The 15,630-nt window shown below is 65.4% G+C and carries 13 protein-coding genes; 5 read left to right on the forward strand and 8 right to left on the reverse strand.

Translation table 11 applies throughout. The annotated features are described in order from the left end of the window. Positions 1-466 precede the first annotated feature (466 nt). The gene (locus tag AC1DHL_RS25885; RefSeq protein WP_478163854.1) at positions 467-1,138 is read left to right on the forward strand and encodes a carboxymuconolactone decarboxylase family protein; all 672 of its coding nucleotides are present in this window, start codon (positions 467-469) and stop codon (positions 1,136-1,138) included. An 81-nt stretch (positions 1,139-1,219) separates the two neighbouring features. Further along, a complete protein-coding gene (locus AC1DHL_RS25890; protein WP_478163855.1) occupies positions 1,220-2,272 on the forward strand; it encodes an MBL fold metallo-hydrolase in 1,053 nt (350 codons plus the stop codon). A gap of 227 nt (positions 2,273-2,499) precedes the next feature. Here AC1DHL_RS25890 and AC1DHL_RS25895 read toward each other — a convergent pair whose 3' ends face one another. The 7 genes from AC1DHL_RS25895 to AC1DHL_RS25925 form a co-directional block, all read right to left on the reverse strand. Next, positions 2,500-2,772 (reverse strand): hypothetical protein, encoded by a 273-nt coding sequence (locus tag AC1DHL_RS25895; RefSeq protein WP_478163856.1) that lies wholly within the window; start codon positions 2,770-2,772, stop codon positions 2,500-2,502. A gap of 49 nt (positions 2,773-2,821) precedes the next feature. Further along, positions 2,822-3,892, reverse strand: a complete 1,071-nt coding sequence (locus AC1DHL_RS25900; protein ID WP_478163857.1) for an alkene reductase — start codon at positions 3,890-3,892, stop codon at positions 2,822-2,824. Between the two features lie 931 nt (positions 3,893-4,823). Continuing rightward, positions 4,824-5,903 carry a 4-hydroxyphenylpyruvate dioxygenase gene (gene hppD / locus AC1DHL_RS25905; protein WP_478163858.1) on the reverse strand — a complete coding sequence of 360 codons (1,080 nt, stop codon included), beginning with the start codon at positions 5,901-5,903 and terminating at the stop codon, positions 4,824-4,826. Positions 5,904-5,914: 11 nt separating this feature from the next. Beyond that, a complete protein-coding gene (locus AC1DHL_RS25910) occupies positions 5,915-7,141 on the reverse strand; it encodes a Glu/Leu/Phe/Val dehydrogenase dimerization domain-containing protein (protein ID WP_478163859.1) in 1,227 nt (408 codons plus the stop codon). A 34-nt stretch (positions 7,142-7,175) separates the two neighbouring features. Beyond that, positions 7,176-7,970 (reverse strand): ABC transporter ATP-binding protein, encoded by a 795-nt coding sequence (locus tag AC1DHL_RS25915; protein WP_478163860.1) that lies wholly within the window; start codon positions 7,968-7,970, stop codon positions 7,176-7,178. Beyond that, a complete protein-coding gene (locus tag AC1DHL_RS25920) occupies positions 7,970-8,899 on the reverse strand; it encodes an ABC transporter permease (protein ID WP_478104103.1) in 930 nt (309 codons plus the stop codon). Before AC1DHL_RS25920 ends, AC1DHL_RS25915 begins: the two co-directional genes overlap by 1 nt. A 15-nt stretch (positions 8,900-8,914) precedes the next feature. After that, a complete protein-coding gene (locus tag AC1DHL_RS25925) occupies positions 8,915-9,889 on the reverse strand; it encodes an ABC transporter substrate-binding protein (protein ID WP_478104105.1) in 975 nt (324 codons plus the stop codon). Positions 9,890-10,093: 204 nt separating this feature from the next. Here AC1DHL_RS25925 and AC1DHL_RS25930 point away from each other — a divergent pair, with 204 nt between their 5' ends. Continuing rightward, positions 10,094-10,567 carry an Lrp/AsnC family transcriptional regulator gene (locus AC1DHL_RS25930; RefSeq protein ID WP_478104106.1) on the forward strand — a complete coding sequence of 158 codons (474 nt, stop codon included), beginning with the start codon at positions 10,094-10,096 and terminating at the stop codon, positions 10,565-10,567. Positions 10,568-10,615: 48 nt separating this feature from the next. Continuing rightward, entirely contained in the window at positions 10,616-13,495 is a 2,880-nt protein-coding gene (locus AC1DHL_RS25935; RefSeq protein WP_478163861.1) for a 1-acylglycerol-3-phosphate O-acyltransferase, read from the forward strand. Positions 13,496-13,511: 16 nt separating this feature from the next. Here the strand turns inward: AC1DHL_RS25935 and AC1DHL_RS25940 are convergent, their stop codons facing one another. Next, entirely contained in the window at positions 13,512-14,378 is an 867-nt protein-coding gene (locus tag AC1DHL_RS25940) for a GDSL-type esterase/lipase family protein (RefSeq protein WP_478163862.1), read from the reverse strand. A gap of 197 nt (positions 14,379-14,575) precedes the next feature. On the opposite strand from AC1DHL_RS25940, the gene AC1DHL_RS25945 reads away from it, so the two are divergent. Continuing rightward, positions 14,576-15,607, forward strand: coding sequence for a LacI family DNA-binding transcriptional regulator (locus AC1DHL_RS25945; RefSeq protein WP_478163863.1), 1,032 nt, complete (start codon positions 14,576-14,578; stop codon positions 15,605-15,607). Positions 15,608-15,630 lie beyond the last annotated feature (23 nt).

Below are 15,630 nucleotides of genomic sequence, written 5' to 3' on the forward strand. Positions count from 1 at the left end.
ACAAGGGGCTGGTGGACGTGAAGCCGCTGATTTCCGCGACGCTGTCATACCGCGATTCGGCCCGCGCCTTTGCGCTGGCGGCCGATCGGACGCAGGCGATGAAGGTGCTGCTGAACTTCGAGTGAACGCGGCACCCTGCGCCACCCGGCGCCGGTTTCGTGGGTCGCGCCTGGGATGCCGCCCGGCTGAAGATGAAGTGGTGATCGCGGCGCTGGTTCAATTTGCAACACCTGCTCCACTCCCGCACGGGGACCCGCGCATCGGGTCACGTCACTGTGGAGCACTTCGGTCGCAAAGCCATTGCGCCACAACGACTTGCATCGCCTGGCACGCGCTGGCCCGGCGATTGCGAAGCAGTCCATGCGTTCCTTCCTCAACTTCAATGGAGATGAATTCATGGACATGGCTGAAATGCGCAATCTCGGCATTGGTGGATGTCGCGCCGAATGCGGATGAATTCCTCCGCATGAGGGTGCAGCGCTTGCTCGAGGCCTGCCCCGGCTTCGTGCAGCAATACGCGCGCTACGCCGGCTATCCCGCGCGCTCGGGGCCGCTGACAGAGCGCATGGTGGAGTTGATCTATGTGGCGCTCGATTCATCTTCTTCGCATCTTTTCGAATCTGGCCTGCACACCCATATGAAGCGGGCGCTCGAGGTCGGGGTGACACAGGCCGACATCTTCGATGTGCTGCATCTGGTTGCCGTGCAAGGCGTCGCCAGCGTATGCCGGGCCACCGACATCCTGGGCGAGTTCACCGACCTGACCCGTTTGGCGGCCATCGATGAAAGGCTTCAGGCCCGCATCGACAGGCTCGGTGCGGCGCACGCCCTCTCCCTGACCTCCGTGGCGCGTCTCGACCCCGGCTATGCCGAAGTGCTTCTCGACTTTGTCGAGCAAGGCGGCCCCGGCGCGGGGTTGACCCCGGCGGAGCGCAGCCTGGTACAGCTGGCATTGCATGCGTGCTTCACGGCTTTCAATCCGGACGCGATACGGCAGATCGTGCCCACGGCACTGTCGCAAGGCCTGGCACCGGGCGAATTGCTGCAAGCCATCCAGATGGGCGCCCATCTGGCGGTGCATGGCACGGCACTGGGCACCAACGCATACCGGCAAATTTCCACCTCCAAGACAAGCTGAGCGCTCACCTGCCGAGTTGATAATGCGACACCCACGTCGATCCCCCACGTGGGCGGCCGTCAGAGGAGTTCTTCAAGCAACATGCAGACCGATGAAAAACCAGTCTTGAAGTACCCCTTCAAGTCGGCACCCGAACGCGGCAACATCCTGGAAGTGGCACCGGGGGTGCATTGGATCCGCATGCCGCTTCCCTTCAAGCTGGACCACATCAATCTCTGGGCGCTCGACGACGGTGACGATTGGGCATTGGTGGACACAGGCATCCGCGACGAGGAGACTGCCAGTGTCTGGCGCGAGTTGTTTGCCAACTATCCGAAGCGAGGCGCGCTGAAGCGCATCTTTGTCACGCACATGCATCCGGACCATATCGGCATGGCCGGTTGGCTCACGCGCAAGCTGGGTGCGCGCCTGTGGATGACACGCCTGGAGTACCTCACGTGCCGGGTGATGGCTTCGGACAGCGGACGGGAGGCGCCGCCCGAAGCGCTTGCCTTCTATCGCCAGGCGGGCTGGAGCGAGAACGCGATCGAGTCCTATCGTGCACGGTTCGGCAGGTTCGGCCACCAAATCCACACCCTGCCCGATGCATTCGAGCGCCTGAGCGACGGCATGGAGCTGCGCATCAACGGCAACATCTGGCGCGTCGTCACGGGCAATGGACACTCACCCGAGCACGCCTGTCTATATTGCCCGGCGCTCAAGGTGCTCATCTCGGGCGACCAGGTGCTGCCGCGCATTTCGTCCAACGTGTCCGTCATTCCGACGGAGCCCAACGCCAATCCGATGGCCGACTGGCTGGCTTCGCTCGCGAAGATCCGCCGCGAAGTGCCGGACGACGTGCTGGTGCTGCCCGCGCACAACGAGTGCTTCCATGGCTTGCATGCGCGCCTCGACTACCTGGAAGCTTCGCAGCATCGGGCGCTCGACAAGCTCGAAGCGAGCCTTGAATCGCCCCAACGCGCGGTGGATGTGTTCACCCCTCTCTTCGGCCGCCCCATCGACGAATCGCAAATGGCTGTGTTCGGCATGGCGACGGGCGAAGGCATCGCTTGCCTTAACTACCTCGTTCAGGCCGGGCGTGCCGTCAAGTCGATCGACGCCCAAGGCATTGCCTGGTACCGCAGAAGCGCTTAAAAGCCGCCGCAGAGACGCGCAATTCCCTTCCGGCCATGCGAGGCCATGGCAGCAAAGAGCAATTGCATTTTCGCGAATAGCGGAAGGGCCGGGCGGCATCTGGGAGCGCCTGCAGTACGACTGGTCAGAGGCCATCGAAGGCCCGTCAGCCTTGATCCGCCCTGCGGCGGGCTTCATGAGCCCAATGACTGTGGGAATGGGTCCGGCCGTCGTGCGCCAGACTCGCGTCACTCGATCGAGCGGGAAGCGCGCTCGGCGTCCGCAGTGCGCTCGCCATCGTTCGGCGGCAGCAGCGAGGTATGAACCTTCGCGGGAAGCTCGGAGAGCGCCTTCGCGTCGATCTTGCCGACGAACTTCCATCCCTGCGGAAGCTTGACGAAAGTGAAGGCCGTTGGAGGGTCCACGAAGACGTCGAAGTCGTGAACCTCGACAGGTGCAGCCTGGGCCGAAAGAGCCGCCAAGGCGATGCCGGCAGCGACGAAGAGTTTGCGGGTGATCATGAGGGTTCCTTGGGTTGATGTCAGGTTGGATGATTGCGGGTCGAAGTCGTCAAGAAGTCAGAACTGGGTAGTCCGTATACCCTTGCGCTCCTGAGGCCGAGAGCGGGTCGTAGATCGTCTCCGGCACCAGCGGATTCAAGGGCGCACCGATCCTCAACCGTCGCACCAGGTCGGGATTGGAGATGTAGTCCTTGCCGAAGCCGACAGCGTCGGCCACGCCTTGTGTCACGGCCTCGTTGGCCGCGGCGAAGTCGAAGCCGTCATTCGCGATCACGGCACCTCCGAATGCCCTCTTGAGTCTCCCCAGGAGCGCACCGGGGCCGCGAGTCTCACGGATGAAGAGAAAGGCAAGCTTGCGCTTGCCGAGTTCGCTGGCCACGTAGGGGAACGTGACCTCGGGATGACTGTCGGACACCCCGTGGCTCGGAGAACGCGTCGCGAGGTGCATTCCGACCCTGTCCGCACCCCACACGCTTACGACAGCATCGGTCACCTCGAGCATCAGCCTTGCGCGGCCTTCGAGGCTCCCGCCGTAGCCATCGGTCCGGTGGTTGGTGCCGTCCTGGAGGAACTGGTCGAGCAGGTAGCCGTTGGCTCCGTGAAGTGTCACTCCGTCGAACCCCGCCGCCTTCGCGTTCTGCGCACCTGTCCGAAACGCCTCGATGACTCCCCGGATCTCCTCGAGCCCCAAGCTGCGTGGGACGACGTACGGGCGTTGCGGCCGCAGCAGCGAGACGTGCCCCGGCGCCGCCAACGGGCTCGGCGCCACTGGCAAGTCCCCTCGCAAGTGCGAAGGGTCGGAGATGCGCCCGACGTGCCAGAGCTGCGCCAATATGCGTCCCCCCGCTGCATGTACCGCGTCGGTGACGAGTCGCCAACCGGCCACCTGCTCCGAAGTCCAGATGCCTGGAACGTTCAGATACCCGACGGCCTCGGGCGACACCGGTACGCCCTCGGTGATGATCAGTCCCGCATCCGCACGCTGGGCGTAGTACTCGGCCATGAGGCGATTGGGCACATGCACTGGTGCCCCGGCCCGCAACCGGGTGAGCGGCGCCATGACGACGCGGTTCGGCAGATGGACGCTGCCGAGCAGGAGGGGATCGAAAAGGGTGGGCATCTGAACGCTCTGATGTGGCAAATGAGGTTCAGGCAAGAGTAAGGGCGCCGTGCGCGAAGACAAACGCCCCTGACTGAAAAGCCGAATTTCAGAAACGACAACGATCCCTTGCTCACGCCGCCATGCGCTGGGGCCGTGGCCCGATCACGGACGCCAATGGTCCTTGTTCCGCGGCAAGGCCGATTGGTACGGAAACGGAAACGCCGTGTCATCGGATGGTCCGTGCTGGCATCCACCGACAGGAATATCTTTGAGGCCATGCGAGCAATGGGCTCGCCCACATTCAGGAGCTGCCATGTCCACATCGCTTCATTCCGAATTCAACCTTGTACGGCCGTCGAAGCTGTCGGCTGAACGGGCCCGCGCGCTCGCTGCTCAGAAGCTTCCGGTAGCGCTGACTTTGGCCGCAATCATTCTGTCGGTGCTCGGTATCAGGCCGTAGTGGGAGAGCGCGAAGCACGGCGTCGCCTGGGAGCAGGCCCAGGCACGCAAAAGGCGGAGCAACCGATCTGGTCAGTCGGGATGTCTGGCGTCCAGGTGGCCGGACTGCCGTCGTGGCGTCCAGAGCGCCACGGAGTCCGCGACCATCGCGCGCCGCTCCGCCGCAGCAAGCTCCCCGGCGACCCAATCGGCGTGTCGGTCGCGAACGGAGTCCAGCGCTTCTTGTCGAGCTTGCGCATTCATGCAAAGCCAGCGCGGGGCTGCGGATCCTCCTGAGGCTTGGGCCAGGAGTGCAGCCGCAAAAGCCTCGAGCGTCAGATCCGGGCGCGGCGCTGTGTTGATGCGTTCCTGATTTCCACTTTCAGCCGGCATGTGCACTCCTGGGTCAGTCGGGCCGCGAAGTATAGGAATGAACCTCGATGATGCGGTCGTCGTGTTCGTAACCAAAGGAATCCGAGCGTGGCCAACCGCAGGTTCACGCCGCGTCAGATCACGCCGCGCTCAGCACCCCACGGCGCAGCTGATCGCGCTCGATCGACTGGAACAGTGCCTTGAAGTTGCCTTCGCCGAAGCCGTCATCGCCCTTGCGCTGGATGAATTCGAAGAAGACGGGACCGCCGAAAGCCGTCTCTGAAAAGATCTGCAACAGCAGGCGCGGCTGTCCGCCTTCCGTGGTGCCATCCAGCAGGATGCCGCGCGCCTGCAGTTCGGCCACCGGCTGGCCGTGGCCCGGCAGGCGCGTTTCCAGCATCTCGTAGTAGATGTCGTTCGGCGCGGTCATCAAGGGCACGCCAGCCAGGCCAAGCTGGTCGATGGTGTCGATCAGGTTGTCGCTGAGCAGTGCGATGTGCTGGATGCCTTCGCCGTTGAACTTCATCAAATACTCTTCGATCTGGCCGGAGCCCTTTGAAGACTCCTCGTTCAACGGAATTCGGATCTTGCCGTCCGGCGCCGTCAACGCCTTCGACGTCAGGCCGGTGTACTCGCCCTGGATGTCGAAGTAGCGGATCTCGCGGAAGTTGAAGAGCTTCTCGTAGAAGTTGGCCCAGAAGGCCATGCGGCCGCGGTAGACGTTGTGGGTCAGATGGTCGATCAGCTTCAGCCCGTGGCCGATCGGATGGCGGTTGACGCCTTCGACGAATTCGAAGTCGATGTCGTAGATCGACTTGCCATCCTCGAAGCGGTCGATCAGATACAGCGGCGCACCGCCAATGCCTTTGATGGCCGGCAGTCGCAACTCCATCGGACCGGTGGCGATCTCGATCGGCTGTGCGCCGAGCGCCAGTGCCCGCGCATAGGCCTTGTGCGAGTCCCTGACGCGAAACGCCATGCCGCAGGCTGAAGGACCGTGCTCGGCCGCGAAGTACGCCGCTGGACTGTTCGGCTCGCGATTGACGATGAAGTTGATGTCGCCCTGGCGGTAGAGCACCACGTCCTTCGAGCGATGCTTCGCCACCAGCGTGAAGCCCAGCTTCTCGAAGAAGGGCTCGAGCGTGTTGGCCGTGGGCGAGGCGAATTCGACGAACTCGAAGCCCATCAGGCCCATGGGATTCTCAAACAGATCTGTCATGGGTGTGCCCATCAGACGAGCTCGGTCAGTGCGTTCTCGAACGCGGTCCGGGCAATGCCGGTGTGGTCGCTGGAGCGCGCATGGCAGCGTTGAAGCGCTGCGGCCACAGTGGCCGAGACGTCGTCGAAGATCGCCTCGTCGGAAATCTCCACGTTGTCCTGCATCAGGAACGCGAACGCGCGCGCCATGCCGCAATTGGCGATGAAGTCGGGAATCACCGCCACCTTCGAATCGGCCTGCTCGTAGATCGGGCCGTAGAAGATCTCGCGATCGGCAAAGGGCACGTTGGCGCCGCTTGACACGACTTCGAGACCGCCCTGGACCAGCTGCTCGATCTGCTGCTGCGTCACCAGGCGCGATCCGGCGCAAGGCAGGAAGATTTCCGCGCCCGCGCACCAGACAGCGCGATGGATCACGTCGAACGGGAGCATGCCCTTCGCGGCCAACTGGTTGCCCTTCTTCTGCAGGAACAGCGTGCGGATCTGTTCGAAGCTGAAGCCATCGGGATTAAGCAACCCGCCCTCGCGATCGATGATGCCGACCACGCGTGCGCCGGCCTGCGCAAGGTAGTAAGCCGCGGCGGAGCCGACATTGCCCCAGCCCTGCACGATGACGCGCTTGCCCGCAACCTCGCCGCCGTAGAGCCTGTAGTAGTGAAGCACCGATTCGGCCACACCCCAGCCGGTGATCAGGTCCGCCACCAGGTACTTGCGGGCGGGATCGGGCGTGTAGCGCGGATCCTCGACGACCTTGGCCACGCCCATGCGCAACTGGCCGACCTTCTGGATTCGCTCGCTGTCGCTGGGCTCGAAGTGCCCGTTGACCACGCCCTCCTGCGGATGCCACAGCCCGTAGCTCTCGGTGATCGGGATCACCTCGTGCACCTCGTCGACATTCAGGTCGCCACCGGTGCCGTAATAGGTCTTGAGCAGCGGCGTCACCGCCTTGTACCAGCGCCGCAGCACCTCGTTCTTGCGCGGATCGGCGGGATCGAAATCGATGCCCGACTTCGCGCCACCGATGGCCGGGCCGGAGACGCTGAACTTGACTTCCATGGTCTTCGCCAACGACTCCACCTCACGCCGGTCGAGCCCCGGGCGCATGCGCGTGCCGCCGCCGGCGGCACCACCGCGCAGTGAATTGATGACAACCCAGCCCTTGGCGGGCGTCTCGGCGTCGTGCCATTCAAAGACGATCTCGGGCGCCTTGTTCTCGAAACGGTTCAGCAGTTCTTTCATCTCGGTCTTTCAGGATTCTCTGGAGTCGGTACGGTCAGGCGAGGAGAAGCTTGTCGTCGTCGAGCTTCTCGCCGCGCGTCTTCTCGAACATGTGCAGCAGGTCGGGCACGTCCATGCCGGCGCGCTCGGGTCCCTTGACGTCGAGGATCACGCGGCCTTCGTGCAGCATCACCGTGCGCGTGCCGTAGTCGAGCGCCTGGCGCATGCTGTGCGTGACCATCATGGCCGTCAGCTTGCCGGCCTCGACAATCTTCGCGGTGAGTTCAAGCACGAAAGCAGCGGTCTTCGGATCGAGCGCGGCCGTGTGCTCGTCGAGCAGGAGAATGCGCGACGGCTGCAGCGAGGCCATCAACAGGCTCACGGCTTGACGCTGCCCGCCGGAGAGCAGGCCCATGCGGTCGGACAGGCGGTTCTCGAGCCCGAGGTTGAGAATGCTCAGCTTCTCGCGGAACAACTCGCGCAGCTTGCGCGTCAGCGAGAAGCCGAAGCCGCGGCGCGCACCACGCTTCCACGCCAGCGCCATGTTCTCCTCGATCGTGAGCGCCTCGCAGGTGCCCGCCATCGGGTCCTGGAAGACGCGTGCGACCAGGTCCGAGCGCTGCCATGCAGAGCGGCGCGTGACGTCGCTGTCGTCGATCTGGATGCTGCCGCGATCGACCGAGAGGTCGCCGCTCACGGCATTCAGGAAGGTCGACTTGCCGGCCCCGTTGGAGCCGATCACGGTGACGAACTGCCCTGTGGGGATGCTCAGGTCCAGCCCGCGCAGCACCCGGTTCTCGATCGGCGTCCCGGGGTTGAAAGTGATTTCCAGGCCTTTGGCGCGCAACATTACTTGGCCTCCTTGACGACGCGTGTCGGATTGGCGCGCACACCGGGCCACAGGCCGGCCAGCTTGCGCTTGTAGGTGGGAACGAGCAGCGCGAACGCGACCAGTACGGCAGTCACCAGGTTCAGGTCCTGGGCCTTGAGGCCGATGAAGTCGCTGTTGAGCGCCAGCGCGATGAAGAAGCGATAGAGCACCGCACCGAGCACGCAAGCCAGCGTCGTGATGACCAGGCTGCGCGCCGGCAGGATGGTCTCGCCGATGATCACCGCGGCCAGGCCGACCACGATCGTGCCGATGCCCATCGAGATGTCGGCGCCGCCCTGGCTCTGCACGAACAAGGCCCCGGCCAGCGCGACCAGCCCGTTGGACAGCGCCAGACCCCACACCGTCAGCCGGTCTGTCGAGATGCCCTGCGCCCGCGCCATGCGCGGATTGCCGCCGGTGGCGCGCATGGCCAGGCCGACTTCCGACGCAAAGAACAGGTCGATCAGAACCTTGGCGGCGACCACGATCGCCAGCAGCACCAGCGGCTTGAGCACGTAGTCAGGCAGACCGCCGAATTCGAGCATGGTGAAGACCGTCGGCTCGTCGATCAGCGCAATGTTGGGCTTGCCCATGACGCGCAGGTTGATCGAATAGAGCGCGATCATCACCAGGATGCTGGCGAGCAACTGCATGATGCGCAGCCGCACGTTGAGCCACGCCGTGAGGTAGCCCGACAGCGCGCCGGCGACGATCGCCGCCGCGGTGGCGGCAAACGGATTCCAGCCCGCGACGATCAGCGCCGCGGCCACGGCACCGCCCAGCGGGAAGCTGCCGTCGACCGTGAGGTCGGGGAAGTTGATGATGCGGAACGAGAGGAAGACGCCCAGGGCGACCAGCCCGAAGATCAGGCCGATCTCTATCGCACCTAGTGAAGCAATCAGCGACATGTTGCCAGTGCCTTCTTACTTGACGACCACTTGCGCGGACTTGACGAGCTCATCCGACAGCGTCACGCCCTGCTTCAGCGCAGCAGCCGGATTGACGTGCAACTCGAAGGTGTTGCTGGTCTGCGAAGCGATCGTGCCCGGCGCCTGTCCCTGAAGAATGCGCACCACGATCTTTCCGGTCTGGTGGCCGATGTCGTAGTAGTTCAGGCCCAGCGCCGCGACGGCACCGCGCTTGACCGCGTCGGTATCCGCCGCGACCACCGGGATCTTCGCTTGCTGGGCCACCTTGACGATGCCCTCGAAGGCCGACATCACGTTGTTGTCGGTGGGCGCGTAGATGACATCGACCTTGCCGACCAGGCTCTGCGCCGCACTCGCCACGTCGACCGTGCGCGCCGCGGCGCCTTCCACCAGCGTCATGCCCGCGGCCGGCACCGCCTTCTTCAGCGCCTCGATGATCGCCACCGAATTGGCCTCGCCCGGGCTGTAGATCACGCCGACGCGCTTCGCGTTGGGAACGACGCGCTTGATCAACTCCAGGTGCTTGTCCAGCGGCGAAAGATCGGACACGCCCGTGACGTTGGTGCCCGAAGCTTCCCAGCCCTTGACCAGCTTGGCCGCGACCGGATCGGTCACTGCGCTGTAGACGACCGGGATGTCCTTGCTCGCCGCGACCACGGCCTGCGCCGACGGCGTCGCGATCGCGACGATCACGTCCGGACGCTCGCCGACGTACTTGCGGGCGATCTGCGCGGCCGTGCCGTTGTTGCCCTGCGCGCTCTGGTATTCGTACTTGAGGTTCTTGCCGGCTTCGAAACCGGCCGCCTTCAGCTCATCCCTGACGCCGTCGCGCACGGCGTCGAGCGCCTTGTGCTCGACGATCGCCGTGACCGCGACCGACTTCTCGGCAGCAAAACTGGGCGCGGCGGCGGCAGTGGCGACGGCGGCGGCGATCAGGGCAAGGGAGGAACGCAGGAAAGAATGTTGCACGTTGAGGTCCTTGTGAGAAATAGTCGGCGTGGTTCAATTTAGAAAACTGCCTCGACCGAGAACCTGTTTGATCCTCGTCCCGGAGCCGCCTTCAAGGAAGAGAAGTGTGAACTTCCGCACGGAAAATCTGTTTTCATCGAGGGTTGGGGCGAACCCTCAGGCAAGCAACATAATTTCTCTTTCAGAACAAAAAAGGAGACGATCTTGTACGAGCCCGAATTCGATCGCATCGACCGCAAAATCCTCGCCTTCCTGCAGGAGCATGGGCGCGCGTCCAACCTGGAACTCGCCGAGGCTGCGGGGCTGTCGCCTGCCCAATGCCATCGCCGCCACCGTCGGCTGGAAGAAGCGGGATTCATCTCGCGCTATGAAACGCGCCTGGCCCCCGCGCGGCTCGACCTGCACGTGGTGGCATTCATCCTCGTGGCGATGGAGAAGGGGCATATCCGCGACCTGTCGAAGTTCACCGACGTGGTCATCGACATGCCGGAAGTGCTCGAGTGCTACTCGATCACCGGCGATTACGACTTCGTCATCAAGGTCATTGCGCGCGACCTCAAGGGGCTGTCGCAGTTCCTGATCGACAAGCTGATGCGACTGCCGGGCGTGGACGGCGTGCGTTCCAGCGTCTGCCTGGATGAGTTCAAGTGCACCAGTTCGCTGCCGCTGCCTGAATGACGGCGGCGTCCCCGCGATCGGCGCGCTCGGAGCACAATGGTCGACGCCATGACAGGCGACCTTTTCGCAAGCAATGCAAGCAACGCAAGCGAAGCGCCGGTGCTCCCGGATCGCTCTGGCCAACTATTGCAACTGGTGCGCGACCTGGCCGACGAATTGCATCGCGGCAGCGGGTCCGCGACAAGCTTGGGCCTTGACCATTCGCTCACGCGCGACTACGGGCTCGACAGCCTGGCACGCGCCGAGTTGCAGGTGCGGATCGAACGCGAGTTCGGCACGACGTTCGCCGAAGCATCGTTCGCCGAAGCCGAGACACCGCGCGATCTGCTGGGCGCGCTATCCCTCGCGCCCGCTGGCGGCGGCTCATCTGTCGCCACCGCTGAGCCCGCTGCCGAAACGACCGAGATCAGCTACCCGCCGGACTCGATCGCGACCCTCGTCGACGTGCTCGACTGGCACGTCGAGCACCATGGCGATCGGCTGCTCGTGACGCTCGATTCCGATCAGGGCCCGGCCACCCAGCTCAGCTACGCGCGCCTGCAGATCGATGCGCTCGCGGTTGCCGGCTGGCTGGCCGAGCAAGGCTTCGGCGCCGGCGACAAGGTGGCCGTGATGTTGCCGACCGGCAGCGATTTCTTCGCCGCGTTCTACGGGGCGCTGTACGCCGGCTGCGTGCCGGTGCCGCTGTACCCGCCAGCGCGGCTGTCGCAACTCGAGGATCACCTGCAGCGCCTGTTCGGCATCCTGCGCAACGCCGAGGCGACGCTGCTCATCACGGTCGCGCAGGCGAAGCCGCTCTCGCGCCTGCTGACGGCACATTGCGAGACGCTCAGACAGGTGGTGACGATCGCCGACCTGTTCACGGCGGACGTGTCCGCAGAGTCTTTCGTGCGGCCCGCGATCCGCCCTGATGCCACCGCGTTCCTGCAATACACCTCGGGCAGCACCGGCAGCCCGAAGGGCGTCGTGGTCAGCCACGCCAACCTGCTCGCCAACGTTCGGGCGATGCGGCGCGCAGCGCGAATCACGAGCAGCGATACCTTCTTGTCGTGGCTGCCGCTGTACCACGACCTCGGGCTGATCGGCGCCTGCATCGGCAGCCTGTGTGTCGGCTACCGGCTGGTGCTGATGTCACCGCTGGAGTTCCTGGCAAGGCCGGCGCGCTGGCTGTCGGCCATCGACCGCCATCGCGCCAGCGTTTCGGCAGCGCCCAATTTCGCCTACGAGCTGTGCCTGAACAAGCTCGCGGATGCCGACCTCGAAGGCCTCGACCTGAGCAGTTGGCGGCTCGCTTTCAATGGCGCCGAGCCGGTGAGCGCAACGACGATCGAGCGCTTCGCGTCGCGCTTCGCACCCTACGGATTCCGGCGCGAGGCGATGTTCACCGTCTACGGACTGGCCGAAGGTGTGCTCGGCGTCACGTTCCCGCCGCTCGGCCGCGGTGCGCTCATCGATCGGGTCGACCGCACCGCGCTGCGCGAACGCGGCGTCGCCCGGCCCGCTGCAACCGACGATGCGCAGGCGTTGCAAGTCGTTTCCTGTGGATTGCCGCTGCCCGGGGTCGAGGTGCGTATCGTCGACACGGCCTCGCAGGAACTGCCCGAACGAGAGCAAGGCCGGGTCCAGTTTCGCGGGCCATCGGCGACCAGCGGCTACTACCGCAATCCGGCCGCGACCGCAACGCTGATCGACGGCGGATGGCACAACACCGGCGACCTCGGCTACTTCGCCAGTGGCGAGTTGTATCTGACCGGCCGTGCAAAAGACGTGATCGTCCGCCGCGGCGCCAACATCCACCCGGCCGACCTCGAATCCGCGCTCGCAAGCCTGCCGGGCGTCCGCAAGGGGGGCGTCGCGGTGTTCCCGGCGACCGATGCACAGGGCGGCAGCGAGCGGCTCGTCGTGCTGGCCGAGGTGCGCGCCACCGACGCGCAGGTGCACCGCGAGATCAAGGCCGCGATCATGGCAACCACCGTGGACCAGATCGGGATGCCGCCCGACGACATCGTCCTCGCGCCGCCGGGAACGGTGCTGAAGACCTCGAGCGGCAAGATCCGCCGCGCCACTGCGCGCGAGCTCTACGAGCAAGGCGCGCTCGGGCGTTCGCAGCATGCGCCCTGGCGCCAGCTCATCCGGCTCGTCACCGGCGCCGCGGCCGCGCAGGCGCAGCGAAGCACACGCAGCGCCGCGAGACTCGCCTGGGGATGCTGGGCCGGGGTGATTTTCTTGCTCGGCGGCATCGGCGCCTGGCTGACAACGATGGTTCTGCCGGACATCGCGCTGCGCCGCCGCGCGGCGCGTGCGTGGGCACGAGCGGCGACCCGGCTTGCCGGCGTCCATGTGCGCATCGAAGGGATCGAGCGGCTGCCGGCTTCGAGCGCTGCCCTGGTGGTCGCGAACCACTCGAGCTATGCCGATTCGATCATCCTCACGGCCGCGCTTCCGCCGCGTTTCGCCTATGTCGCCAAACGCGAGCTGGAGGCAACCGCCATGCTCGGCGTGATGCTCAAGCGGCTCGGGGCGGTGTTCGTGGAGCGTGCCGATCTCGCCGGCGCCGTCGAAGACACGGCGGCGCTCGAATCGCATGCGCGCGCCGGCGAGCCGCTGGTCGTCTTCCCCGAGGGAACATTCAGACGCGCGCCCGGCGTACTGCCGTTCAAACTCGGCGCCTTCGTGGTCGCTGCACATACCGAGACGCCGGTGATCCCGGTCGCGTTGATCGGTACGCGGTCGCTGCTGCGCCCCGGGCAGTGGCTGCCGCGCCGCACGGAGGTCGTGATCGAGGTCGGCTTGCCGATCGTCGCGCCGCAGCACGACTGGAGCGCTGCGGTCGCACTGCGCGATGCTGCGCGGCATGCGATCCTCGAGCGGGTTCCAGAGCCCGACACCGGCATCGAACTCGAACCCGTGGGTGCTCTCGCCGCTTGATGGAACCGGAGCGAGTTCACCGCCCCATCGCATCGCACGCTACGCGCAATGGCGCCGCACGCGCGCTGGCAACGCTCGCATCCACACGGGCGGCCGCATTTCTGCGTTCCGCGTCCTTGATCAGCTCATTCAGGCACGCCGCTTCTCGCAGTTGCTCGTAGCAAACGCGATAGGCCGCGCTGCTGGGATGCACACCGTCGAGCGAGAAGTACATCGAAGGCTCGTTCGAGAACGGCTCCTCGCCGCGCTGCCGGAAGACGCTGAGGAAAAGCACTCCGTACCGCGCGGCCATCCGTTCGAACAGCATGCAGGCGCGGTAGGTCTGCAAACTCGCCCACCATGACCAGGGCGCCATGAACACCGGCGCGAGGCCGAGATTGGCGCTGCACAGCCAAAGCACTTTCGTGCCGAGCCGGGTCAGTTCCGGCAGCAGGACATCGGCTTCGAGTGCAAGCCGCCCCATGGGCGTCAGGCGCAACACATCGTTGCCTCCGACCAGCAACAGAATCAGGTCGTAGGGCGGTGCAGCTTCGTCTGCCACCAAAACGCTCACTTGCTTGCGCACGTCTTCGAGCCGCGCGCCGCTCACCGCCAGGTTGGTGATCTCGACCTGCGGATGCTCGGCGCTCAACATCCCCGGAATGGTTTCGCCGGGCAGGTTTGCGCCCAAGCCCACGCCGGTGCTGTCGCCCAGCACCAGCACCCGCGCCAACGGCTGCTCGGGCTTGCATTCGTAGGGACGGTGCACGGACCAGGTGGTGCGGGCCGTCCGGAGGGCGTGGCGCATCCGCAGCCACTGTGCCGCGGTGACGGATACGAGCGCGATGCCAGCCATCGCCCCAGCCATCGCCGCGCCCGCACGCAATGCACGGAACGCCATCATCGACGCCTCCTTTTCTTCGCTTCGACTGCGTTCATTTTGTGACGAATCGCAGCGCGCCGCTTGCCGGAACAAAGGTCCCCTCGGTGCAGGACGACGCCGCGCTCGCGGCGCGAGCACGCGCCGGCCGAATGCTCCAAAACCCTGATTGATTTAATTAACGATGTAAATACGATCAAACAATCAGAACACCATCAAGCATGTCTTCAGCACCCACCATCGCCGACATCGCACGGACTGCCGGCGTAGGCACGGCCACGGTCGACCGCGTGCTCAACGGGCGCCCCGGGGTCAATGCCGAAACGGTGCAACGCGTGATGCAGGTGGTCGAGGAACTCGGCGCCCCGCAGCAGCCGGGCCGGCCACGCCGCGGCGCGAATGCGCGGTTCGCCTACGTACTGCCCGCGGACCCGACGCCCTTCCTCGATCTGGTCGAGCGGCAGATCGCACAGGCGGCGGGCGATTTCCGGCATGCCCACATCACCGAGGTCACGCATCGCATGGACGCCACCGACCCCGCGCGCTTCGCCGAGGAACTGGCCCAGGTCGCCGATTGCGAAGGGGTGGCCGTGCTGGCGCCCGACATGCCGCCGATCAAGCGCGCCATCAACGAACTGGTGCGCGCCGGCGTCCACGTGGTGACCCTTTTCTCCGACGTGGCGGGTTCGATGCGCGAGACCTGCATCGGCGCCGACAACCGCGCCGCCGGCCGGACCGCCGGCCTGCTGCTGGGACGGATGGCCAACGACAGCCGACGCGACACGCTGCTGCTGTCATCGCAGGCGACCCGTCTGTCGGCGGAGATCGAGCGGCGCATCGGCTATGCGCACGCCATCGAGGAACGCTTTCCGAAGCTGCGCCTGGTGCGCACGCCCGACCTGCCGGCCGATGACGACGGCGCCTGCAAAGCGTTGCTGCAGGCATTGCAGAACGAGATCGATCCGGCGCGCGTGGCTGGCATCTACAACGTCGGCTCGGGCAGCGCGGGGGTTGCGCGCGCCATGGCGGAAGCCGGGCTGGCGCCGCAGGCCGGCGTGGTCGTCCACGACTTCACCGACGCCCACGCCTCGCTGCTGGGCGCGGATGCCCTTTCCTATGTCCTGCACCAGGACATTCATTACTGCGTGTTGACGGCTGCGCGCGTGCTGCGCGCGCTGTGCGAGAACGTTCGCGGCGCACTCAACGTGGTGCAGCCGCGCATCGAGATCCTGACGGCCGAGAACCTTCATTGAGCGGACGCCCGGTATGTGCCCCT

It is taken from the genome of Variovorax sp. 10L426 (genome assembly GCF_056395305.1).